The following is a 23254-nucleotide window of genomic DNA, read 5'->3' as shown; positions in this document are numbered from 1 at the left end:
ATTTTATATGCAAGCGTTTTTGTTCATAAACGTTCTTTTTTAATGCCGTAAAAAACTGCTGAATTCACATTTGGAACTAAAATGTTAATAAAATTGTTTAAAAAAATTTTTGAATAAGTTAAAAGTCTTTTTAATATTGTGTAGGGAAATGCGTTTCCCTGTACTTACTAACCCATCCATATACAAGGTCTCGCTTCTGCGAGACTTTTGTTTTATACCAATTACAACATTGAATTTATGAGCGAAGTACATTTTTCCGAACAGGAATTAATTAGAAGAGAGAAGCTTGCAAAATTGCAAGCAGCAGGTATTGATCCATTTCCCGCACCATTGTATCCGGTAAATAGTTTCTCTACAGACATTAAAAATAATTACACCGAAGAAACCAAAGAACAGTTTAGTAATCTTTGTGTAGCAGGTAGAATTATGAGCATCAATGATAAAGGAAAAGTTTTCTTTATCAAGATTCAAGACAGCAAGGGAATTATTCAATTGTATGTTAAGCGAGATGATATTTGCCCAGATGAAGACAAATCATTTTGGGACAATGTAGTTAAGCACGGTTTAGATTTAGGTGATATAATTGGGTGTACTGGTTATGCTTTCATCACTAAAACAGGTGAAACTTCTGTGCATGCACAAACAATTGCATTACTCACTAAATCATTAAAGCCACTACCGGTTGTTAAGCGCGATGAAGAAGGAAATATTTTTGATGCAGTAACCGATCCCGAATTTCGTTACCGTCAACGATATGCCGACTTAATCATCAACCCAGATGTAAAAGACACATTTGTAAAGAGGACTAAAATAATCAATACCATTCGTGAGTATTTAAATGCACAGGGTGCTATTGAAGTAGACACACCCGTATTACAAGCAATACCTGGCGGTGCAGCTGCAAGACCATTTATTACCCACCACAATGCATTGGATGTTCCTTTTTATTTAAGAATAGCGAATGAATTGTACTTAAAGCGATTGATCGTGGGTGGATTTGATTGGGTATACGAGTTTAGCCGCAACTTCAGAAATGAAGGGATGGATCGAACCCATAATCCTGAATTTACCGTTTTAGAGTGGTATACGGCCTACAAAGACTATATCTGGATGATGGAAATAACCGAGCAGTTGTTTGAAAAAATTGCTTTGACCATTCATGGTACAACCGATGTACAGTTGGGAGATAAAGTGATCAGTTTTAAAGCACCTTTTAAAAGAATCAGCATTCATGATGCTATTAAAGAGAATACTGGTATTGATGTAAGCGAAATGGACGAAGCGGGTTTAAGAGCTGTTTGTAAGCAATTAAAAATAGACGTGCCGCCTACCATTGGTAAAGGAAAATTGATTGATGAAATTTTTGGGGCTACCAGTGAGCATACTTATGTTCAACCAACTTTCATTATTGACTACCCGGTTGAAATGAGTCCGCTAACTAAGAAACACAGAAGCAAGCCAGGTTTGGTAGAGCGTTTTGAATTAATGGTGAACGGAAAAGAATTGGCCAATGCATACACTGAGTTAAACGATCCTATTGACCAGCGCGAACGTTTTGAAGAACAGGTTAAATTAATGGAAAGAGGAGACGATGAAGCCATGTTTATAGATTATGACTTTTTAAGGGCATTGGAATACGGTATGCCCCCTACATCGGGCATAGGCATTGGAATTGATCGCTTGTGTATGATGATGACCAACCAAGCATCTATTCAAGATGTGCTCTTGTTCCCTCAAATGAGACCCGAAAAATTTGAAGATTAGTCTACAAATAAATCAGGATACAATTGGCCACCTGGCACAACCGCATATTGATCTAAATTGGTAATACCTTCTTTGGCAAGCACTTCTTCGTCAATGAAGGTATTACCCGTATAGGCCAAACCTGTTTTAGACAAAATATAATAAACGCTATCGGCAATAATTTCAGGCGTTCTACTCATATTGGCCAATGCTTCACCGCCCAATAAATTTCTTACAGCAGCAGTATCAATTGTGGTTCTTGGCCACAAAGCATTTGAAGCAATGCCATCCGATTTAAATTCAGCAGCCCATCCCAACGCCAACATACTCATATTGTATTTGGTAAGGGTATAAGCAATATGGCCGCCCATCCATTTGGGTTTTAAGCTAATTGGTGGAGATAAAGTAATGATATGTGGATTGGTGCCTTTTTTTAAATAAGGCAAACAATGCTTTACTACTAAAAATGTACCTCTAACATTAATGCTTTGCATCAAATCGAACCGCTTTACTTCGGTTTTCTCGGTATTGGTTAAAGAAATAGCGGATGCGTTGTTAATGACAACATCAATCCCCCCAAAACGATCTACTGCTTTTTGCACAGCAGCAATAATTTGGGCTTCGTCTCTAATGTCTACTTGAACGGCCAATGCTTTACCTCCAGCTGCTTCTATTTCTTCTGCTGCAGAAAAAATAGTTCCACCTAAACGAGAATCTTCTTCTACGCTTTTGGCAGCAACAATAATATTAGCTCCTTCTTTAGCTAATTTTAAAGCAATGGCTTTTCCAATACCTCTGCTGGCACCTGAAATGAATACAGTTCTGCTCGTAAATGATGACATATACAAAAAGTTAGTTACTCAATTTAAGCTAAAGCCGTTTGCCAACCGAGGAATTCTTTGATGACTTCTTCGGTTTCTTTACAAGCTCGCTCTAAGTTGTCATTCAAAATATTTTTATGAAAATGATTCTTAAATGAAAGTTCATAACTGGCTTTATTCACTCGATTAGCAAGGCTTTCAGGGGTTTCTGTTCCCCTGCTCTCTAATCGATTTTTTAATTCTGCTACAGAAGGCGGCTCAATAAATATAGACAAGCAACGATTCGGAAACTGGTCTTGTAAGTGAATGGCCCCTTTTACATCAATATCTAAAATAGGGGTTTTGCCCAAGTTCCAAATGCGCTCTAATTCTGCTTTTAAGGTTCCGTAATAACTGCCTTCGTATACCATTTCCCATTCTACAAAAGCGTTCTCTTCAATTTTATGTTTGAAGTCTTCTTCAGAAATAAAATGATAATGCACCCCATCTTTTTCTTCCCCTCTTGGTTTTCTTGTTGCTGCAGATACCGATAAACACAAAGCAGGATATTTCTGCAATAAAAAACGAGTAATAGAAGTCTTGCCCGAACCGGAGGGCGCGGCTATGATTATGATTTTACGACTATCGGCTGTCATTCAACAATGTTTTCTGCAAATAAACATTTATTTGTTTATAACTACGATTATTTGCTTTAGCCAATATAATATCCGAAATTTACAATGGATAGTTAACCTGCTTTAAAGCATTCAAATTGTTCACCATGAATAGCGAGCCCGCCTATCAATTGCTTTTTGACCAAAACCCTAACGCAGTATTTTCATTAGACTTAGAAGGGAATATCACTTTAATGAATAAGCAGTTGCCTATTTTATTAGAGTGCCCTGAATCGAAATTAAAAGGTGAGAGCATTTTTCCATTTATGTTGCCCGAAGAAATGGAAGATATTTTTAGAAAGTTTAATTTGGCTAAAGCGGGTGCTACCGAAAAATTTAGGTGCAAAATTCAGACTGTTAAAAACAAGGAATTAACCTGGGTAGTCACTTATATTCCCATCAAAATTGAAGAAACCATTACTGGTATTTATGCTTTAGTGAATGATATAACCGATCAAGTAGAAAGTGAACTTCAATTAGAAAAATCTGTAAGAGATTTAAGAAAAATTTTAGACGCTTCATTAGATATTTTATGCGTACTCAACATAAAAGGAGAATTTGTTAGAATAAATCGTCAAGTGGAGACGCTGTGGGGTTATGAAGATTGGGAGTTAATTGGCAAAGACCATATTGACTTTGTATTTGAGGAGGACCGAAGAAAAACATTTGAAGCATTTGCTCAAATTAAACATGGAAAAGAATTAACCAACTTTGAAAATAGAATCGTTAAAAAAGACGGATCAACTATTATTATGCAGTGGTATGCTAACTGGGATAGTTTAACACATTCGGTTTATGCCAGTGCTCGTTATTTAAAATACTAGCACAAAACTTTATTTTCCCTTTTATTCATTTTTTTCTATCTTGATTTTCCCAATCGATTGCTATGCGTGTATGCTGGAACCTTTTTCTGCAACTGCAGGGATGGACTATTCGTGATGAATTTCCCTATCACCTGAAAAAATGTGTCATTGCTGTTGGCCCTCATACCAGTGCTTGGGATTTTGTTGTGGGCTTAGCTGTGAGAAGTAAACTTAGACTCTATCATTTAAAGTTTTTAGGTAAGGCAGAATTATTCAATGGACGTTTTGGATTCTTTTTTAGAAAAGTTGGTGGTTTTCCGGTTGATCGATTCAGCAACAATAATGTGGTTGACCAAGTAGTGGAAAAATTTAATGCTAGCGACTCTTTTGTATTGGCTTTATCACCCGAAGGCACACGAAAAAAAGTAGAGAAACTAAGAACTGGATTCTATCATATTGCCCATAAAGCGGGCGTACCCATTGTTTTGGCTGGTTTAGATTTTGGAAGAAAACAAATCACTTTCTCTAAACCCTTTATGCCAACTGGTAATATGGAAGCAGACTTTCAATACATCATTCATTATTTTGCTGATAAAGATGGCAAAATACCCGAATACGGTTTACAACATTTAGATCAAAAAGCCCCCAACTAATTATGATAAACGCTTATCCAACCATCATTGATCGTTTTTGCTTTTTCGAAGAAAGCCAACCCAATAAATTGTTTCTATCTGAACCCGTAAAAGGGGTTTACCAGGAATTTACTTGGTCTAAAGCAGGTAAAGAAATTAGATCAATGGCCGCTTGGTTGCAACAATCTGGTTTACAACAAGGCGATAAAGTAGCCGTATTGAGTAAAAACTGTGCACATTGGATCATGGCCGATTTAGCCATCAATATGGCTGGTATGGTTGCTGTTCCTTTGTATCCAAATATTACCAGCAATGCGGTAAATGAAATTTTATTGCACAGCGAAGCCAAGACCATATTTGTTGGAAAGCTAGATAACCCAGAATTAATTAGAATGGGCATACCAGAAGATATGACCCAAATCAGTTTTCCGTTTTATTTAAATGGAGGTTGTTTAAACTGGGATGATTTAGTACAATCTACTTCGCCATTAACCGAGCTTACCCCGCTTGATGCTAAAGCACTCTCATGCATCATTTATACTTCAGGAACCACAGGCGCACCTAAGGGGGTGATGCATAGTAACCATACCATGTCTTTTGCAGTGTATTCATTTTTAGAAAGTACGCCTCCATTAAAGGACGAAGTGTTTTTCTCTTATTTACCACTCTGCCATGTTGCAGAGAGAATGTTGGTTGAATGTGGAGCAATTTTTACAGGAGGTTGTATTCATTTTGTAGAGACCATGGATTCTTTTTCGAAGAACCTTCAATATACGCAACCCACTATTTTTTTAGCTGTTCCCCGAATCTGGGAAAAAATTAGAGAGGAAATATTGCGTAAAATGCCGCAACAAAAATTGACTAGGCTATTAAAAATTCCACTGATTTCTTCCATTATCAAAAAAATGATTCGGAAAAAATTGGGCTTAGGAAGGGTGAAGCATTTGTACACTGGTGCATCGCCTATTAATCCTATGGTTTTAGACTGGTTTTACCAAATAGGAATGGAAATTCAGGAAGCTTACGGAATGACCGAAAATTCTGCTTTGTCTCATTCCAATAGAAAGGGGGCTTGTAAGTTTGGTACCGTAGGTCAATCTTATCCTGGTGTAACAGTTAAACTAAGTGAACAAAATGAAGTGTTGGTGAAGAGCGAAGCCAATATGTTAGGGTATTATAAAGAACCAGTATTAACTGCTGAAATGTTTGAAGACGAGTATTTAAAAACAGGAGACGAAGGACATATTGATACAGAAGGCTACTTAAAAATCACCGGAAGAATTAAAGACCAGTTCAAAACCAGTAAGGGTAAGTATGTTGCACCAGCTCCAATTGAATCTAAAGTATTGTCTGATGCCATGATTGCCCAAGCTTGTGTAGTAGGATGGGGTATGCCAGCACCATTATTATTGTGCACTTTATCTGAACATGCCAGACAATTGGCAGAAACCAATTTGCAAGAACACTTGCACCAATTATTAGAAAAAATTAACCAAGAATTAGAACACCACGAGCAATTGGCTAAACTGATCATTATGGCTGAAGAGTGGACTATTCAAAATGGTATTTTAACCCCTACGCTCAAAATAAAACGTAAAGTTTTAGACGAAACCTTTAAAGACTATTATAACAATTGGTATAACGCAACAGTAAAAGTGGTTTTTGCATAACTTGCACCCTATTATAAATAATATGTAAGACCAATGAAAATGAAAATCTACACATTTGCCGCTTTGGCTTCCTTTACTTTATTTGCTTGTGTTAGCCCGAAACAATTAAGACAGGCCGAAGCCAGATATGGCGAATTAAATGGCGCTTATGCTGAATTGCAAGGAAAGTATAGAACATTAGAAGAAGAATTGAGTAAATCGAAGAACCAAATTAGTAATCTGCAAACACAGAAGCAATCTGCTGATGCCTTATTAAACACAACCAGTTCTCAGTTGGATTATGTAAAGCAAACCAACAATTTGGTATTGAATCAATTAAAAGACCTTTCTGTGGTAACAGGTGCTCAAGCCGAGAGCATTAGAAGATCACTGGAAAATATTGGTGCCAAAGACTTATACATTCAAGACCTACAAGGCTCTATTGCCAGAAAGGATTCTTTGAACATGGCATTGGTAATGAACCTAAAAGGGGTATTGGGTAATATTGACGACAAAGATGTAAATATTAAAGTAGACAAGGGTGTAGTATATGTTGATATTTCTGATAAATTGTTATTCAAGAGTGGTAGTTATGAAGTAACCGAAAGAGCAAAAGAAGTATTAGGAAAAGTTGCCAAAGTGTTGAATGCACAACCTGACATTGAATTTTTAGTGGAAGGTCATACAGATTCTATTCCGTTAATTAAAGGCGGCGGAATGATAGACAACTGGGATTTGAGTGTTAAAAGAGCAACCACTGTTGTAAGAATTTTACAAGAGTCTTATGGAATGAATCCTAAAAGAATGACTGCTGCAGGTAGAGGAGAGTTTGTTCCTTTAACAGATAACTCAACAGCTGAAGGAAGGGCTGCAAACAGAAGAACCAGAATCGTGATTATTCCTCAATTAGACCAATTCTTCAAATTATTGGAAAGAAAAAAATAACAACAATTTGTTAAATGCTGCTAATAGAACGTTAACCCAATTAAAAAGGGTTGGCGTTTTTTTTATATTAGATATATATCATAAATTGAATATCCAATAAGCCCTATGTTTCCAAACAGTACCAATATCCGAATCAGCTTGTTTTTGCTGATGCTTTTTATGGGGTTGGCGCAATTGGGTACTTCACAAACTAAAACCGTTAATACCCCCTTAGTAAAGAAAGGATTTATTGATTTAAGCAAGTCGAATCTTGATCAAACGCCTGTTTCCATTACTGGTGAATGGGGTATTTATTGGGAGAAATTGCTAACAGAATCTGATACCAATTCCATTCCAACTGCATATACTTATTTTCCAAATCATTGGAATAACACAATCATAAATGGAAAATCTCTGCCAGCAAAAGGATTTGCAAGCCATACAGTAAGGGTAATTGTAAATAGTAAACAGCAGCATCATTTAGCCATCAAATTACCCGACACTTACTGCTCTTTTCAATTACTGGTGAATGGAAAACCACTGGCCAATGCAGGAGTTCCAGGAACGAATAAAGAAAGTACAAGGGAGCAATGGTTAGAACAAGTAGTAGCGCTTCCTTCTGTTGACACTTTAGACTTAATACTACAAATAGCCAATTTTCGACATTCTAAAGGGGGCCCATATAAACCCATATTGATTGGTAACCATCAACTACTTCAATCTGATAAAGCTGCAGAAGATGGTTTTGATTTATTGTTGGCTGGTGCTTTATTGATGGGGGGCCTATTTTTTATTGGATTGTTTTATTTTGGCAAGCACGATAAAGTTATTTTATTCTTCTCCTTATTTTGTATTGCATATAGCTACAGAATCATTGGTTCTGATAATTATGTTTTACATAGCTTGTTCCCCCATTTTCCTTGGATAATTGGTGTGCATTTAGAATACCTCAGCCTTTTTATTAGTGTAATATTTTTCATGTTTTACACAAAGTATTTATTCCCAGACGAAACCAATAAATGGCTACTTTATGTTGAAGCAAGTTTAGCTACTCTTCTATGTTTAACTGTAATTATTTTCCCTCCTAGTATTTTTACTCAATTAATCAATCCTTTCTTAATTGTAATGTTCACTGTAATTGGACATGCATTCTATATTTATATTAAGGCTTATGTAAACAAAAAGCTAGGTGCCAAATATGCTTTGCTGAGTACGGGTATTTTGTTAATCATATTCCTTTTAATTAATCTTAAGTATTTTAATATAATTCAGCCTCCTCGATTTGTCCTATTTTTTGGCTATCTCTCTTTCTTCTTTTTCCAGTCGCTAATATTATCATTTAGATTCGCATACATTTTAAAGGAAGCTAAAAAAGAAGCTGAGCAAGGGCTCAAAGCAAAAAATGATTTTCTGAGCACTATGTCTCATGAAATTAGAACCCCGCTAAATTCCATTTTAGGTATGACCAATATCATGCTAATGGAAAAGCCTTCTGAAGATCAAAAAGAACAATTGAATGTGCTCTTGTTTTCGGCTAATAATCTATTATCAATCGTAAATGATATTTTAGACTATAATAAAATTGAAGCAGGAAAAATTGGCTTTGAATCCATAGAAATGGATCTCAATAATATTGCGAATAAACTAATTTCAGGTTTTAGAACCCTTGCAAAAGACAAAGGAATTGATTTGAGGATTTTGATTGATGATCAATTAAAATCCAAGCTTATTGGAGACCCTACAAGAACAAGTCAAATCATTGGTAACCTTATACACAATGCCATTAAGTTTACCAAAAAGGGTTATGTAGAATTAAGAATAAGTGTTAAAGCGCAGGATGCTACCAGTGTTCGCTTACTAATAGAAATAGAAGACACCGGAATTGGAATTGCACAAGAGAAACAACAATTAATTTTTGATCAGTTTACTCAAGCAGACAATAGTACTTCTAGAAATTTTGGCGGTACGGGTTTGGGGTTAGCTATAAGTAAAAAATTATTAGAATTACAAGGATCCAGTCTTCAACTTAAAAGTGAACCTGATAACGGTTCTGTGTTTTACTTTGAAATTAACTACCCAATTTTTGCTCCTGTTTCAAAGGAAAAAGAGATTGAGATAAGCTTAGCACCTACCGAAGATAGCAAGCCCCTAACTGGTATGTCTATTTTATTGGTAGAAGACAACGAGGTAAATATTTTAGTAGCAAAAACTTTTTTAGGTAAATGGGGTGCTACAGTTGATATTGCACAAAACGGACAAGAAGCGGTTGATCTATTTAACCCAACTATTCATCAGATTATTTTAATGGACATGCATATGCCTGTGATGGATGGGTATGAAGCCACCCGTATTTTAAGAGATCGTGGTGTAACAACACCCATTATTGCTTTAACAGCTAGCTTACCTAGAGAAATAGAAGATCGTATAAAAAGCACCGGGATAAATGATATAGTAGTAAAACCCTTTATACCTGCTGAACTGTTTAAACTAATTCTGCACTATACCGGAATTCACCGTTTATAAAAGCCAACCTTAGCCTATCTTGCGTTTGAATTTATTAGTATGCAGGATTATTTGAATGGACTTAATGAGTCTCAACGGGAAGCGGTTACACATATTAAAGGGCCATTGATGATTGTTGCCGGTGCAGGCAGTGGAAAAACCAAAGTATTAACTACCCGAATTGCACATTTAATGGCAAATGGAGTAGATGCATTTAATATACTAGCACTTACATTTACCAATAAGGCTGCAGCAGAGATGAAAGAAAGAATTGAAAAAATTCTTGGTAATGCGGAAGCTAGAAATTTATACGTTGGAACCTTCCACAGTGTATTTGCCAGAATACTTAGGGCGGAAGCTGGTAAATTAGGATACCCTAGTAATTTCACCATTTACGATACTGATGACAGCCGTTCTGTTTTAAAAACAGTCATCAATGAATTGCATTTAGACGACAAACATTATAAACCCAATATTGTTGGTAATAGAATTTCTTCAGCAAAAAACGCTTTAGTAGGTCCTGCAGAATATGCAACCGATTATGCCATTCAGCAAGAAGATGCAAGATCAAACAGGCCTGCTATTTCGCAAGTATATGCCGCATACGCAAAGCGTTGTTTCAAAAACGGCGCAATGGATTTTGATGACTTGTTATTGAAAATGTATGAGCTGCTGAATAATTTTCCTGAAGCATTACACAAGTACCAGCATAAGTTTAAATATTTACTTATAGACGAGTACCAAGATACCAATCCTGTTCAGTATCAAATTAGCAAGCTCTTAGCTGCAGCACATGAAAATATTTGTGTAGTAGGTGATGATGCGCAAAGTATTTATAGTTTTAGAGGAGCCACCATTGAAAATATTTTACAATTTCAGAAAGACTACGACGATGTAAAAGTGGTGAAACTGGAACAGAATTACAGAAGCAGTCAACAAATTTTAAAAGTAGCCAATCAAGTTATTAAAAATAACAAAGGACAAATACCCAAAAATCTTTGGACCGAAAACGAAGAAGGCGAAAAGATTAAGTTGGTGAGAACCATGACCGATAATGAAGAGGGAAAATTTGTTGCCGATACCATACAAGAACAAAAACTTCGCAATCATTATTTTAATAAGGATTTTGCCATTCTTTACCGAACAAATGCCCAGAGCCGATCTTTTGAAGAAAGCTTAAGAAAAATGGGGATTGCTTACCGAATTTATGGGGGCGTAAGCTTTTATCAAAGAAAAGAAATCAAAGATATTCTTGCGTATTTAAGGGTGATTGTAAATACGAATGATGAAGAAGCATTGAAAAGAATCATTAATTATCCTGTTAGGGGTATTGGCAAAACAACTATTGAAAAATTAGTCATCATTGCCAATGAACAAAATATTCCCATGTTTAATGTAGTGAGCAGGGCAGGGGAATTTGGATTTAAGTCGGGAACACTAGAGGCATTGCAAAACTTCACTACGATGATTCGCTATTTCCAAAGCATGTTAACAGATAAAAATGCTTTTGATGTAGCCACACAAGTGGGTAAGCATACCAGTTTGGTAAAGGAACTGTTCAACGATAAAACAACAGAGGGACTTGCCCGTTACGAAAACGTACAAGAATTATTCAACTCTATTAAAGAGTGGACCGAAAGCCCTAGTAACGAAGACGGAGAGTTAGGCGATAAAACGTTAGGATCCTATTTACAGCAAATTACTTTGTTAACCGATGCCGACGATGACAAAGAAAACAATGATGTAGTAAAATTGATGACCATACATGCTGCAAAAGGTCTAGAATTTGGCTGTGTATTTGTTGGTGGAATTGAAGAAACCCTTTTTCCAAATTCAATGAGTATTAATACTAGAGAAGAATTAGAAGAAGAAAGAAGATTGTTTTATGTTGCCGTTACCAGAGCCAAACAAAGACTATGGTTAACTTATGCCAATTCAAGGTATCGTTTTGGTCAGTTGGTTCAAAATGAACCCAGTCGATTTATAGACGAAATGCCTGAAGAATCTATTGACAAAACATATGCAGGTGGTGGTGCTAGAAATCATGCTGGATCCGAATGGGGCTCTGCATATGAACGAATGCAAAGAGGTTTTGGAAATGCGTCTCAACAAGCTGCAAATAAATATGGTCCGCCGCCATCAAAAAAACCAGCAAGTAGCAGACCTGAATACATGCCCATTCAACCATTGGCACCCAAAGTAGTAGCCCATATTCCATCTGCTGATTTTGCGCCTAGTGATACTTCTGGTTTAGAAGTAGGCCAAAAAGTAGAACACCAAAAATTTGGTTTTGGAATAGTGAAAGCCATGGAGGGTTCAGCACATAATCCGGTTGCTACCATTGACTTTGCGCAAAATGGAGAAAAGAAGATTATGTTGAATTACGCAAAACTGAGAATCGTTTCTTAAGGTTTTCTGTATTTAGCAACACGTACGGATTTTTCTCTTGTAGTAGTCGATTTTAAAAATGGTTTGTATAATCCACCATTGGGTTGTGGCAACAAAACCGTACCTGGTAAAAACAAAAAAGAAGACGGTGGTTCGGCTGGTGCTTCTGCTACCTTTTCTACTGTACCCGCGTTATTAGTATTGGAATCTGCTTGAACCAATGATTCTGTTTTTTCAATGGGTTTTTTATACGTCATTTCAGCACCGGCTAAAAAGGTTTGTAGTGTTTTTATTTGTGGGCGCTCTACACTTGCTAGCGGATAGGTACTCACTGGATTTCCACTCAATCTTTTTCCAGAAGAACTGTATTGTGCTGTTACATTTTCGGTTTTTAGGTATTGAAGAAACCTATCCATGATGGTTAACCAACGACCATCGGTATCAGGTACCCCAAATTGTCCAATGATTCCTTTCTTATTGTTTTGTTTTAGCCATTGCACAAATGGCATTGCCCGTTGTATTCCCGTTGAATCCCATGCTTGATTTTGGTCGTAAGAGAAAAGGTATTTTCCTGTAAAGTCATTATCAAAATAACAATGCGCATTAAAGACCAATTTATCTTGCGGATCATTTAAGTTTTTTAACTGATCGCTATAGTCTGCCCAACTTTCAGCGGCTGCGTAATTGTTACCCGACACAATAATGCGGCTTCTTCTATCGGCCATACGAATTGAACTAATGGCCCATTGTGCCGATGTTTGCCAATCAAATGCCTGCATATCATGTGGCTCAGACATTAAATTATATCCATAAATATTAGGGTATCCCGAAAATGCATTCGCAATTTTATTCCAACAATCAGCAAAATCTTGTCTACTAACAGAATAAGAACCCACTATATAATCCACCCCGTATTTTCTATACCTGCCCCCATTATACATAGACAATATTACTTGCATATCTCTTTGGGCAGCCCATGAAACAACTTTCCGAATTTCTCCAATTTCACCATAATCCAAATCTCCACCCAAGGTTTTTTGTACCCGCTCCCACCTGAAAGGAATCGTAATTAACCTAAATCCTTTCTGGTAATAATAATCCAGCTCTTCTTCAGATGGATATTGGTAATGTTCGTTTAAGTTACCTGGAAGTTGATTTTCATTGATTTCGCCCCCGCCTAGGGTCATTCCTAGCATAAAAGGGTCGTTTTGGGCATTTAATTGGCCCGAAACACATATAAAAAACATCAAAATGAAAATGATTCGCATATGCCTAATTATTAGCTGCTTATCTAAATCATGAGTAGCGCATGTAGAATAACGTAAAAAGAGGGCATTTATTGAGTGAACTTACGATATCCGAAAAATAAGGGTCAGGAATGGGTTAAACCCAAGGATTGAACTTTTGCTCCAAACGAATTGTTTTAAATTTGCAGTAGAATAACTTACGTAAAACAGCATACTATGATTAAGACTGGCAACCCTGTCATCAGCATTTATACAGAAATGACTCCCAATCCAGAGACCATGAAATTTGTGGCAAACAAATTATTGTACCCTGGTAAAAGCATTGACTTTGCAGATGAATCCTTAGCTACTCCTTCGCCATTGGCTAAAGAATTGTTCAGCTTTCCCTTTATCAAAAGTGTGTTTATTGCGAGCAATTTTATCACATTAACCAAAACAATTGATACCGAAGATTGGCAAGATATTATTCCTACCATCAAAGAGTTTTTGAAACAATACTTAGAGAACGGCGGTGTAGTGGTAAATGAAGAAGAGGTTGCAAAAGTAAAACAAGAAGCAAGCAATACCGTAAGTGCAGACGACGATGATATTGTTAAACGCGTAAAAGAGTTACTAGAGAACTACGTAAAACCTGCTGTTGAAATGGATGGCGGTGCTATACAGTTCAAAAGCTATAATGATGGTATTGTAAACCTTATGCTACAAGGTTCATGTTCAGGCTGCCCTTCTTCAATGATTACATTGAAAGCGGGAATTGAAGGAATGATGAAACGCATGATTCCTGAAGTAAAAGAAGTTGTTGCTGAGGCAGAATAAGCTAGAAATGCTTAATTTTCTGTCAATGTAACAACATGAAACTATTTCTTACCAAATTTTTTTATTCCTATTGGGATGCAACTATAGCGTCTGGATTGGCAACAGTTTGGTTATTACTATATACTAAACATGGTGGAATAGGGGTATGTCCTGATGGCCTTACTTATTTAAGTGTCGCAAAAAATTTTATTACAAATTTTTCTGTTTCCGATTTCAGGGGAATTCCAATGGTTGTATTTCCACTGGGATACCCATTATTCTTATCGCTGTTTCTATTGATGGGTGCTGACCCAATTACCATAATAGGTCCTATTCTGAACTGTTTACTCTTTACAGGTCTTTTGTTTATGAGTAGTTATATTTTTCAACAAGTAAAATTCTATAGTTCATTTGCAAGGTTGCTATTGCTCTTGTTTTTAACAACCAGTACAGCCCTACTAGAAGTATATTCAATGCTTTGGTCTGAGACCCTTTTTTTATTTTTACTATTATTATTTTTTATTCGGATTCATCAATATTCGTTAAAACAAAGCCTACGAAATCTATACGTTGTATCTATAATTACCGCATTACTCTTTTTTGTTCGATTTGCAGGAATTACTTGCATCTTAACAGGGGGATTAATCATTTTATTACAAAAAGGTCTTCCATTAAAGCAAAAATTGAAACACTTGGTTTGTTATGGATTAATCAGCCTATCATTAACCACAATAAATGTAGCGTACAATAAAATGCTAAGTGGTACGCTAACAGGCGTAAGACAAAAAGCCATCAAAACAGTTTGGGAAAATGTATACGATTTGTCTGAAGTATTTAAATTTTGGTTTCCATTTCCATCCGCAACATTAATTGGTTCAATAGCAGTTATTATCCTTTTACTATTTGTACTTGCACTTCCATTTGTAAGTACTTTTTTGCAACCGAAAAAAGTAACAAGAATCGAATTTATAATTGCTGCTTTTTTTAGTGTTTATATCATTTTCATGATTGCTATTTCTTCCATTTCAAGATTTGAAACGTTGAATAGCAGGCTCTTAATACCTGCGTTTATTTGTTTGCCAATTTTATTAGCGAATGGGGGTGTTTATTTGACTCGTAAAAAACATCTCGCTTTGCGTGTTCCCATATTCCTGATTTTGCTTTCTGGTTATGGATTTGCACAATACCATAATTACAAAAACAATCGTTTCACTTGGGAGGGCGTTTCCTATTCAGGAATACCTGGATATACAGATGACTATTGGAAGTATTCTCCAATGATTAATTTTATACAAAAAAATCCTACCGTTTTTAGTGAACAAAAGATCTTCTCCAATGCAATAGATGCATTGTATTTTTTATCAAATACTAAAGCATTTCCATTGCCACACAAAGATATTAAAAGCGAAATAGACCTTTTCATAACAAATAAATCATTTTATTTAGTTTGGTTTTTCAATACAGAAAGTTTTGATCTTATTCAAATAGATCAAATAAAAAAATATTACTCAATAAAAACAGCATGGCAATTTAAAGATGGAGTTATCATTGGTTTTTGATCAATTCGTTACCGGTATTCAACAAACCAGCTTGCTTGAATTTGTTGCTGTATGTGCAGGTATTGCTAGTGTTTGGTTTAGTAGAAAAGAAAATATTCTAGTTTACCCAATTGGACTAATTAATACCACTATTTATATTTACTTAAGTTTAAAGGGACAGCTATACGGTGAAGCCAGTGTTAATTTATACTATACCGTTGTAAGTATATATGGTTGGGTTTGGTGGAGTAAAATCAACCAAAATACCCAAGAAGCTCAATTAAAAATCACCCTAAGTAATTCAAGAGAACGAATTCAACAGTGGGGGTTTTTTGCCTCTTTTTATGTACTAATTTTTGTTGCACTCACTTGGTTAAAAGAATCTTTTGCACCCGAAGCAATTCCTTGGGCAGATGCATTTGCAAGTGCAACAGCATATACAGGAATGTGGTTAATGGCTAGAAAAAAAGTGGCTAGTTGGTATTGGTGGATAGCAACAAATATTGCTTCTATTCCGTTATACTTTGTAAAGGGCTATGTTTTTACTAGTGTGCAGTTTTTGGTACTATTGATTCTAGCCATTGCCGGCTTAATTAGTTGGCATAAAAAAGCACAGCATGAATGGCATTAAGAAATTTGTAATTCTAGGACCAGAAAGTACGGGTAAAAGCACATTGTGTAAATCGTTGGCCGAGCATTATCAATCGGCCTGGTGCGAAGAGTATGCAAGAGAATATTTACTAAAAAATGGTACCAGCTATACCCCTTCTGATTTATTGAAGATTGCAAAGGGACAATTAAAATTAGAAGAACTAACCATAAAGTCATTAGCAGATAGCAATAAAACGCCAATTCTATTTATTGATACCGATATGTATGTGATGAAAGTATGGAGTGAATATGTATTTGGTGAATGTGATTTTTTTATTTTAGACAGTATCGTTAAAAGAAAATACGACGGTTATTTATTGTGCAATATTGATTTGCCATGGACAAAAGATGAATTAAGAGAATACCCCGATGAAAAACCCAGACAAGAATTGTTTGCTATTTATAAAGACTTATTAATGAACCAAACAACCCCATGGGCTTTAATTAGTGGGAATGATGCAGAACGAACCCAAGCTGCAATAAAAGCAATTGATGGTTTTATGCTTTAACGTAACAAAGTTTTGATGTCTTCATCTCCTTCCAAATTATTCATCTGCTTTAGAATTTGGGGATAACGCCATGCAACCCTTCTGCTCATTGGTTTAACAGTAAATTTTTTAGGATTAGGTAAACATGAAATAATCATGGCAGCTTCTGCGCGTGTGAGTTTAGCGGCATCTTTTTTAAAATAGTGTTTTGCAGCTGCCTGAATCCCAAAAATACCTGGGCCCATTTCTATTACGTTTAAATACACTTCTAGTATGCGCTCTTTGCCCCAAACCCATTCAATTAATTTGGTAAAATAGAGTTCGGGCACTTTACGAATAAACTTGGTGATAAATCCTCCCTGCCATAAAAAAACATTCTTGGCTGTTTGCTGTGTAATGGTACTAGCGCCACCACCTAATGGAATTTTTGTTTTCTTTCCTTTTTTCTTGGGCTTTAAACTCTTCTCAATAGCATCCCAGTCAAATCCACTATGGTCTGGAAAAGCCTGGTCTTCGCTGGCAATAGCCGCAAGCTTCACTGAATAATTGATTTGATTCCACGAAACATAATCCCTTTTAAGCCCATACCCAAAAGTATTGGCTATTTGGGTAATAGTTATAGGAGGCATTAACCATCTACAAACAATGGTATATACAAGTGAAGTCAAAAACAAAATGAGTAGAATTCGTTTTGTTTTTTTCCAGATTTTTTTAATCACAAATTATTATTTCAACAGAAAGATACAATCTATTTTAGCTTGTCACCAAAATTGAGCACACCCCAAATCAATGCTATTCCAAAACCAATTAAAATCAGGCCCGATAATTTATTGATGCGATGTAAAATAGAGGGGGTTAAACGCTCTCGTAATTTACCAGCTAGGGCAACTTTGGCAATATCGGAAAGCAACACAAATACCAAACAAGTAATAAAAACAATCCACTTGTATTGATTGGGATTGGGGGTACTTGCAGCATCTCCCGTAATAGCGGCTGTCCAGGCAAACCAAAAAAGAAATACTGCTGGGTTAAGCATATTCATAAAATAGCCCGACAAAAAAATACCCGCTAAGTCTCTTTTACGAAATTTCTTGATTTCAATTTTATTGTCTTCATCTACAATCACTTTCTTAAAGAAAAAAGTATAGATACCTACGCCAATTAAAAAAATACTTCCGGCTATTGCAATGGTATTGCTATGAGAAAGTGCTGTAGTAAAAAAAGAAGTAAATACATTGCAAACCAGCACCAAACTAATATCACTGGCTGAAACACCTGCTACAAACGTATAACCCGCTTTATGGCCATTGGCCAAACTTTGTTTGATGATAGCAAAAATGACCGGACCCACTGAAATACTCAGAATCAATCCCAAAACAAGTCCCTTCATCAATGGTGCAATCATGCCAATAACCTTTGTTTAGTCCGTTTACAAAAATAACTGATTAGTGCAATTTTAACGGATAATTGTTGCGCTGATTATTTTATCTAAACCTGGGAAATGTTTTACCAAATATTGATTGCCATACAAGTAAATGGAATCTTGCAAAGGAAGAATGCGTTTTGCATATTGGTCGTTTAATTGAAAGAAGACGTGCATGCCACTAATTACTTTACCAAAAGGAGGATAACCGCGTACTCCTTCTCGTATGGTAGTATCTAATTTGGCATTGTTTTGCATGTCCACAAAGAGTTGAGTGGTGCGAGAGTTGATTCCACTTCTTGCAAATGAAACCATTCCCTTTTTATGCTTTTGAAGTACGGGTTCGTCTTTTAGTCTGGCTTTGTCCCAAAAACTGCTTTCTTTAGGGTTATCAGAAATTCCAAACTGCACTACATAGTCTTTCTCTACCCTAAAAATAAAGATATTGGTATAGAAGCCTTTCTTCACTAAAGTATAAAATCGGTCTGCTGCAAGTGGAGCCCAAGAGCGATAAGACTGAATAATAAAATTCCCTTTATTGGTTTTAAAAAGCACTTGAAGTGTTTCAGGTGATTTTAAGTCTTTATATACAGAACTGTTATTTTTATTAGCTATTTGCGCAAAAGCAGTAGAGCACAAAAAGAGTATTGTTACAATAAAGCAGGCAAGGAATGGCTTTAGCTTCATTTGTTTTTTTCTAAGAATTGATACCAGTCATTTAACATGGCCCCTTTTAACACCCTTGGAAATTTATGTTGACCACCTACTTTACCTTTACTCAACATAAAGTTCATAAAGTCGTCTTCTTTTAATACGGTCAATCTAATTTCTTTTAAAGCGCTTTTTCTTTCAACAGCATAATCATCGTTGAGTTCGTTTAAACACTGGTCTATAAAACTACACACTGCTTTTTCACTAACAACGTCGTTGCATGCAAGAAACCAATGGTGACCAAAGAAATTGTCTACAGGAATACCTGCCACTGTAAATTCGGGAATACTAATATTGAATTTTTGAGAAGCCATTTGAACCGCTTTGTTCATATTGTCTACGCTCAAATGTTCTCCAACTAAACTTAAAAAGTGTTTGGTTCTTCCGGTAATAATGATCTCCGATTTTTCTTTATCTACAAACCTTACTGTATCTCCAATTAAATAACGCCAGGTACCAGCAGTGGTGCTGATTAATAATGCGTAATCCTTTCCTTCTTCTACTTCATGCAACATCAATGCCTCAGGGTTTTCAATCATTTCTCCATCAGCAGTAAAATTGACATCATCAAAAGGAACGAATTCTAAAAATATATGTTCGTTGGTTACCAATCGCATGCCTTTTGCGTATTGCCTATCTTGATAGGCAATAAATCCTTCGCTGGCTAAATAGGTTTCTATATAAGTGATGGGTTTACCCAACATTTTTTCGAATCCTTTTTTGTACGGCTCAAAACTTACTCCGCCATGTACAAAAAATGCGAGGTTGGGCCATAGCTCATGAATATTATTTAACTTATAGCGTTCCACTATTTGCTCTACACACATTTGAATCCAAGCGGGTACGCCAATTAAAAAACCTATATCCCATTCAGGAGCTTTCTCTACTATTTCTGCAATTTTTTTATTCCAGTCTTTTTGTTTGGCTATTTTTTTACCTGGCTTATAAAATGGTTGAAACCAAAACGGCGCTTTCTTTGCAGTAATACCACTAAGATCACCGGCAAAATAGCCAGGCCCTTTTTGTAATTCAGTACTTCCTCCCAAGGTTAACCAACCTTTTCCAATAGAAGTAAAAGGAATATTTTCATACTTACCCAAACTGAGCAATTGCTTAATCATGACAATTTTATTGCCCCGCAATAAATCGTTGGTAATGGGTATGTATTTGCTTGCAGACTCACTTGTTCCGCTGCTTAACGCATAATATTTTATTTTACCTGGCCAACAAATATCACTTTGACCCTTGATGGTTTTATGCCACCACTCATTGTAAATTTTATTGTAATTGAAGGTTGGAACAATTTCCTGAAACTTTTTTCCTGGATGTTTGCTCAATAAGATTTCATCAAAACGATATTGCTGACCAAAAGATGTAAACCTTGCTTTTTTCAACAGTTTTTTTAGCACCCTCAACTGATCTCTGCGGAGATTGTTCTGTGGAAGCCTCAGTGCTTTCAAAATAGCATTCGGCAGTTTAAGATCAATTATAGACATGCGTTCGTTAACAGTTAAGCTACGAAGCTAAACTAAATGAATTATATATAATATTTTGTGAAAACGCTTATTGAATTTTTTTCTTGAAATAGGCCATCCAAGCAGTAAAGCGAATGCCCATTTTTAAACACCAAACCCCCATTAAGCCGCCATATAAATGGTGGTATTTTTCAACAAAAATAATCATGGATCCATAAAAATGGGCTAGGTATGCAGGGTCTTGTTTTGAACTTGCTCCTTTATAATGGGTAATTGTTAAGTTGCCTAAATAATGGTTCTCGAATCCTTGCTGAAGTATCCTTAAACTGAGGTCTATATCTTCCCCGTACATAAAAAAAGATTCATCAAAACCGCCTATTTTTTTAGCTAATGCTGTTGGCATCATCATAAAAGCCCCCGCTAAAACAGGTATTGTATGAATTTGATGTTGATCTAAATGGCCCAAGGCGTAACTATTAAAAAAAGCGGTATGTGGAAATAGCGCTGCCAATCCGGTCAATTTAAATATAGCGCCCAATAAACCAGGCTGGTCCCTTTTGCTTTCGGGTAAAAAACGACCTTTTCCATCAATCATTTGCACACCAATGGCGCCAACTTTTGAATTGGATGTTAAATACTGAATAGCCTCTTTGAGTACATTGGGCTGTATAGATGTATCTGGATTTAAAAACAAGACATACTTTCCACCTGCTTTTTTTAAGGCCAAATTATTGGCCCGCGCAAATCCAATATTTTGGTTTAAACAAATCCATTGAACCAGGGGAAAGCTTGTAGCCAAGATAGTTTGCTTGGCTTCATCTGTATCATTATCTACCACTATGATCTCTGCTTTTAACGTACTCAACGCTGTAGACACTGCTTGCAAACAAGTATCCAAATAGGGATAGACCCTATAATTAACAATGATTATGGAAAGTTCGGTAGTCACAATATTGTTCCAAAGATGCAGAATCTGGGTTACTTTTGCGCCATGCTTAAACAAACCTTATTAAAAGCCACCGAAGCAGGGGCTGTTCAACTTCGACATTTTTTTAATGGAACATTTGCCATCAGCAATAAAGAAGGCATTAATAACCTGGTAACCGAAGCAGATCATGCAGCAGAGAAAGCCATCATGGATACCATTCAAGCCGAATTTCCCGATCATTTTATTTTAAGTGAAGAATCAGGAGAGTTAAAACAAGATTCTACCTATAAATGGATTATAGACCCTATTGATGGAACAGTAAACTTTGCCAATGGCATTCCAATTTGCTGTGTGAGTATTGGTATTGAGAAAGCCGGTAAAATGATTATGGGTGCGGTATACAACCCTTTTATGAATGAATTTTATTTTGCTGAAAAAGGGGCTGGGGCTTTTTTAAATGATCAAAAAATTCAAGTAGGAAATAAAACTACATTAATCAAGAGCTGCTTAGTAACGGGTTTCCCGTATACTTATTTAGACGCACCCAACGGGCCTTTGCAGGTTTTTGAAAAATTAATCAGAAAGGGGGTTCCTGTAAGAAGATTGGGAAGTGCTGCAGTTGATTTGTGTTGGGTAGCAGCAGGAAGATTTGATGGATTTTATGAACACAAATTACAAGCCTGGGATAGTGCTGCAGGATTTTTAATGGTAGAAGAAGCTGGCGGAAAAGTAACCGACTTTAAAGGAGATTATTATTCTCCTTATCAACCACATATTATTGCAACCAATGGCCATATTCACGATGAATTAGTGGCTGTTGTAAACGGGGGACCTTTCTAAAAAGATTGTATGGAACAAAGAACAGAAATAGCCGACTTAGGCGAGTTTGGTTTAATTGAGCACTTAACCAAAAATGCAGAAATACAAAATGCTTCTACCATTTTAGGAGTGGGTGATGATGCTGCAGTAATTGACCATTTTGGTAAGCAGACGGTAGTTACAACCGACTTGTTATTAGAAGGCATTCATTTTGATTTAATGTATACCCCATTGAAACATTTGGGGTATAAAGCGGTAGTAGTTAACCTCAGCGATATTTATGCAATGAATGCCATACCCACTCAAATTACTATGAGCATTGGTATTAGTAATCGCTTTAGCGTTGAGGCTTTGAATGAATTTTATGAAGGTGTTTATTTTGCTTGCGAAAAATATGGCGTTGATTTAATAGGAGGTGACACTTCTTCTTCATTAAAGGGGTTTGTTATATCGGTTACTGCTATTGGCGAAGTAGCTCCCGATCAATTTGTTAAGCGCAGTACTGCCAGAAAAGGAGATTTAATTTGTGTGAGTGGAGATGTAGGAGGGGCTTATTTAGGGTTGACTTTGATGGAAAGAGAGAAAAAGATTTACCAAGAAAATCCAAATATTCAACCAGACTTAGAAGACGAGAGTTATATAGTAGGTAAATTATTAAAGCCTGAAGCTAGAAAAGACATCATTGAGTTTTTTGCCAGCAACCAAATAGTTCCAACTGCCATGATGGATGTAAGCGATGGAATAAGCAGCGAAGTTTTGCATATTTGCAAGCAGTCTAATTTAGGTGCGCGTGTGTACGAAGAAAAATTACCCATTGCTGATGCCAGTAGAAAAGCTGCATTTAAATTTGGATTAGACCCAACCGTTTGCGCATTAAATGGTGGAGAAGATTACGAATTGATTTTTACCATTGCTCAAGAAGACCACGATAAAATTGTACTGAACGAAGAAATCAGTGTGATAGGATACATCACCGACCTAGAAGAGGGCGTTAAGCTCTTAACCAAGGGTGGCAATCAATACGATTTGAAGGCACAGGGCTGGAATGCTTTTAATTCTTAAGC

General features: G+C 36.2%; 21 protein-coding genes. 13 read left to right on the top strand and 8 right to left on the bottom strand.

Annotated elements, in window-relative coordinates; translation table 11 throughout:
* The first annotated feature begins 237 nt into the window (after positions 1 to 237).
* Positions 238 to 1764: a lysine--tRNA ligase gene (lysS, locus tag Q8S25_RS12875; RefSeq protein WP_305538392.1), complete on the top strand. Its 1527-nt coding sequence runs from the start codon at positions 238 to 240 to the stop codon at positions 1762 to 1764.
* Here lysS and Q8S25_RS12870 read toward each other — a convergent pair.
* Together Q8S25_RS12870 and gmk are read right to left on the bottom strand one after the other, a co-directional pair.
* Positions 1761 to 2585, bottom strand: a complete 825-nt coding sequence (locus Q8S25_RS12870; protein WP_305538390.1) for an NAD(P)-dependent oxidoreductase — start codon at positions 2583 to 2585, stop codon at positions 1761 to 1763. The two genes, lysS and Q8S25_RS12870, sit on opposite strands and share 4 nt — an antisense overlap.
* 23 nt (positions 2586 to 2608) lie before the next feature.
* Positions 2609 to 3199 (bottom strand): guanylate kinase, encoded by a 591-nt coding sequence (gene gmk, locus Q8S25_RS12865; RefSeq protein ID WP_305538388.1) that lies wholly within the window; start codon positions 3197 to 3199, stop codon positions 2609 to 2611.
* Positions 3200 to 3324: 125 nt separating this feature from the next.
* Between gmk and Q8S25_RS12860 the strand changes: the two genes are divergently transcribed.
* The 6 genes from Q8S25_RS12860 to Q8S25_RS12835 all read left to right on the top strand — a co-directional run bounded on the left by Q8S25_RS12860 (position 3325) and on the right by Q8S25_RS12835 (position 12136).
* Positions 3325 to 4041: a PAS domain-containing protein gene (locus Q8S25_RS12860; protein WP_305538386.1), complete on the top strand. Its 717-nt coding sequence runs from the start codon at positions 3325 to 3327 to the stop codon at positions 4039 to 4041.
* A 62-nt stretch (positions 4042 to 4103) separates the two neighbouring features.
* The gene (locus tag Q8S25_RS12855) at positions 4104 to 4673 is read left to right on the top strand and encodes a 1-acyl-sn-glycerol-3-phosphate acyltransferase (RefSeq protein WP_305538384.1); all 570 of its coding nucleotides are present in this window, start codon (positions 4104 to 4106) and stop codon (positions 4671 to 4673) included.
* A 2-nt stretch (positions 4674 to 4675) separates the two neighbouring features.
* Positions 4676 to 6322: an AMP-binding protein gene (locus Q8S25_RS12850; RefSeq protein ID WP_305538382.1), complete on the top strand. Its 1647-nt coding sequence runs from the start codon at positions 4676 to 4678 to the stop codon at positions 6320 to 6322.
* A 33-nt stretch (positions 6323 to 6355) separates the two neighbouring features.
* Positions 6356 to 7246, top strand: coding sequence for an OmpA family protein (locus Q8S25_RS12845; RefSeq protein ID WP_305538380.1), 891 nt, complete (start codon positions 6356 to 6358; stop codon positions 7244 to 7246).
* A 105-nt stretch (positions 7247 to 7351) separates the two neighbouring features.
* A complete protein-coding gene (locus Q8S25_RS12840) occupies positions 7352 to 9748 on the top strand; it encodes an ATP-binding protein (RefSeq protein ID WP_305538378.1) in 2397 nt (798 codons plus the stop codon).
* Positions 9749 to 9787: 39 nt separating this feature from the next.
* A complete protein-coding gene (locus Q8S25_RS12835) occupies positions 9788 to 12136 on the top strand; it encodes an ATP-dependent helicase (RefSeq protein WP_305538376.1) in 2349 nt (782 codons plus the stop codon).
* Here Q8S25_RS12835 and Q8S25_RS12830 read toward each other — a convergent pair.
* Complete coding sequence (locus Q8S25_RS12830) at positions 12133 to 13383, bottom strand: glycoside hydrolase family 5 protein (protein WP_305538374.1); 1251 nt, start codon at positions 13381 to 13383, stop codon at positions 12133 to 12135. The two genes, Q8S25_RS12835 and Q8S25_RS12830, sit on opposite strands and share 4 nt — an antisense overlap.
* Positions 13384 to 13578: 195 nt before the next feature.
* Between Q8S25_RS12830 and Q8S25_RS12825 the strand changes: the two genes are divergently transcribed.
* The 4 genes from Q8S25_RS12825 to Q8S25_RS12810 are packed head-to-tail and all read left to right on the top strand — an operon-like array spanning position 13579 to position 16855.
* The gene (locus Q8S25_RS12825; protein WP_295191527.1) at positions 13579 to 14178 is read left to right on the top strand and encodes a NifU family protein; all 600 of its coding nucleotides are present in this window, start codon (positions 13579 to 13581) and stop codon (positions 14176 to 14178) included.
* A 35-nt stretch (positions 14179 to 14213) separates the two neighbouring features.
* Positions 14214 to 15716 carry a hypothetical protein gene (locus Q8S25_RS12820; RefSeq protein ID WP_305538372.1) on the top strand — a complete coding sequence of 501 codons (1503 nt, stop codon included), beginning with the start codon at positions 14214 to 14216 and terminating at the stop codon, positions 15714 to 15716.
* Positions 15694 to 16326 carry a nicotinamide riboside transporter PnuC gene (gene pnuC / locus Q8S25_RS12815; protein WP_305538370.1) on the top strand — a complete coding sequence of 211 codons (633 nt, stop codon included), beginning with the start codon at positions 15694 to 15696 and terminating at the stop codon, positions 16324 to 16326. Before Q8S25_RS12820 ends, pnuC begins: the two co-directional genes overlap by 23 nt.
* Positions 16313 to 16855 (top strand): ATP-binding protein, encoded by a 543-nt coding sequence (locus tag Q8S25_RS12810; protein WP_305538367.1) that lies wholly within the window; start codon positions 16313 to 16315, stop codon positions 16853 to 16855. Before pnuC ends, Q8S25_RS12810 begins: the two co-directional genes overlap by 14 nt.
* Here the strand turns inward: Q8S25_RS12810 and mtgA are convergent.
* From mtgA to Q8S25_RS12785, 5 genes are all read right to left on the bottom strand, one after another.
* Positions 16852 to 17553: a monofunctional biosynthetic peptidoglycan transglycosylase gene (gene mtgA / locus Q8S25_RS12805; RefSeq protein WP_305538365.1), complete on the bottom strand. Its 702-nt coding sequence runs from the start codon at positions 17551 to 17553 to the stop codon at positions 16852 to 16854. The two genes, Q8S25_RS12810 and mtgA, sit on opposite strands and share 4 nt — an antisense overlap.
* Before the next feature lie 29 nt (positions 17554 to 17582).
* On the bottom strand, positions 17583 to 18239 hold the full coding sequence (locus Q8S25_RS12800; protein ID WP_305538363.1) for a LysE family translocator: 657 nt from the start codon (positions 18237 to 18239) through the stop codon (positions 17583 to 17585).
* Between the two features lie 51 nt (positions 18240 to 18290).
* Positions 18291 to 18944 (bottom strand): peptidylprolyl isomerase, encoded by a 654-nt coding sequence (locus tag Q8S25_RS12795; RefSeq protein ID WP_305538361.1) that lies wholly within the window; start codon positions 18942 to 18944, stop codon positions 18291 to 18293.
* On the bottom strand, positions 18941 to 20464 hold the full coding sequence (locus Q8S25_RS12790; protein ID WP_305538359.1) for a GH3 auxin-responsive promoter family protein: 1524 nt from the start codon (positions 20462 to 20464) through the stop codon (positions 18941 to 18943). The genes Q8S25_RS12795 and Q8S25_RS12790 overlap by 4 nt, the downstream gene beginning before the upstream one ends.
* A gap of 67 nt (positions 20465 to 20531) precedes the next feature.
* Positions 20532 to 21392 (bottom strand): glycosyltransferase family 2 protein, encoded by an 861-nt coding sequence (locus tag Q8S25_RS12785; RefSeq protein ID WP_305538357.1) that lies wholly within the window; start codon positions 21390 to 21392, stop codon positions 20532 to 20534.
* A gap of 42 nt (positions 21393 to 21434) precedes the next feature.
* Between Q8S25_RS12785 and Q8S25_RS12780 the strand changes: the two genes are divergently transcribed.
* Both Q8S25_RS12780 and thiL read left to right on the top strand, forming a co-directional pair.
* Positions 21435 to 22211, top strand: a complete 777-nt coding sequence (locus Q8S25_RS12780; RefSeq protein WP_305538355.1) for an inositol monophosphatase family protein — start codon at positions 21435 to 21437, stop codon at positions 22209 to 22211.
* A 9-nt stretch (positions 22212 to 22220) separates the two neighbouring features.
* The gene (gene thiL, locus Q8S25_RS12775; protein WP_305538353.1) at positions 22221 to 23252 is read left to right on the top strand and encodes a thiamine-phosphate kinase; all 1032 of its coding nucleotides are present in this window, start codon (positions 22221 to 22223) and stop codon (positions 23250 to 23252) included.
* Positions 23253 to 23254 lie beyond the last annotated feature (2 nt).

Source organism: Sediminibacterium sp. (assembly GCF_030695065.1).
GTDB lineage: Bacteria > Bacteroidota > Bacteroidia > Chitinophagales > Chitinophagaceae > Sediminibacterium.
The sequence above is the reverse complement of the archived record's forward strand: the minus strand, read 5'-3'. Positions and strand labels throughout refer to the sequence as shown.

Coding starts and splice junctions, on each gene's coding strand:
- Q8S25_RS12795 (WP_305538361.1), bottom strand. CDS start 18,944: ATGAAGCTAAAGCCATTCCTTGCCTGCTTTATTGTAACAATACTCTTT.
- Q8S25_RS12835 (WP_305538376.1), top strand. CDS start 9,788: ATGCAGGATTATTTGAATGGACTTAATGAGTCTCAACGGGAAGCGGTT.
- pnuC (WP_305538370.1), top strand. CDS start 15,694: ATGGAGTTATCATTGGTTTTTGATCAATTCGTTACCGGTATTCAACAA.
- Q8S25_RS12810 (WP_305538367.1), top strand. CDS start 16,313: ATGAATGGCATTAAGAAATTTGTAATTCTAGGACCAGAAAGTACGGGT.
- lysS (WP_305538392.1), top strand. CDS start 238: ATGAGCGAAGTACATTTTTCCGAACAGGAATTAATTAGAAGAGAGAAG.
- Q8S25_RS12850 (WP_305538382.1), top strand. CDS start 4,676: ATGATAAACGCTTATCCAACCATCATTGATCGTTTTTGCTTTTTCGAA.
- Q8S25_RS12800 (WP_305538363.1), bottom strand. CDS start 18,239: ATGATTGCACCATTGATGAAGGGACTTGTTTTGGGATTGATTCTGAGT.
- Q8S25_RS12840 (WP_305538378.1), top strand. CDS start 7,352: ATGTTTCCAAACAGTACCAATATCCGAATCAGCTTGTTTTTGCTGATG.
- gmk (WP_305538388.1), bottom strand. CDS start 3,199: ATGACAGCCGATAGTCGTAAAATCATAATCATAGCCGCGCCCTCCGGT.
- Q8S25_RS12860 (WP_305538386.1), top strand. CDS start 3,325: ATGAATAGCGAGCCCGCCTATCAATTGCTTTTTGACCAAAACCCTAAC.
- Q8S25_RS12845 (WP_305538380.1), top strand. CDS start 6,356: ATGAAAATGAAAATCTACACATTTGCCGCTTTGGCTTCCTTTACTTTA.
- Q8S25_RS12855 (WP_305538384.1), top strand. CDS start 4,104: ATGCGTGTATGCTGGAACCTTTTTCTGCAACTGCAGGGATGGACTATT.
- Q8S25_RS12830 (WP_305538374.1), bottom strand. CDS start 13,383: ATGCGAATCATTTTCATTTTGATGTTTTTTATATGTGTTTCGGGCCAA.
- Q8S25_RS12825 (WP_295191527.1), top strand. CDS start 13,579: ATGATTAAGACTGGCAACCCTGTCATCAGCATTTATACAGAAATGACT.
- Q8S25_RS12820 (WP_305538372.1), top strand. CDS start 14,214: ATGAAACTATTTCTTACCAAATTTTTTTATTCCTATTGGGATGCAACT.
- Q8S25_RS12870 (WP_305538390.1), bottom strand. CDS start 2,585: ATGTCATCATTTACGAGCAGAACTGTATTCATTTCAGGTGCCAGCAGA.
- Q8S25_RS12780 (WP_305538355.1), top strand. CDS start 21,435: ATGCTTAAACAAACCTTATTAAAAGCCACCGAAGCAGGGGCTGTTCAA.
- thiL (WP_305538353.1), top strand. CDS start 22,221: ATGGAACAAAGAACAGAAATAGCCGACTTAGGCGAGTTTGGTTTAATT.
- Q8S25_RS12790 (WP_305538359.1), bottom strand. CDS start 20,464: ATGTCTATAATTGATCTTAAACTGCCGAATGCTATTTTGAAAGCACTG.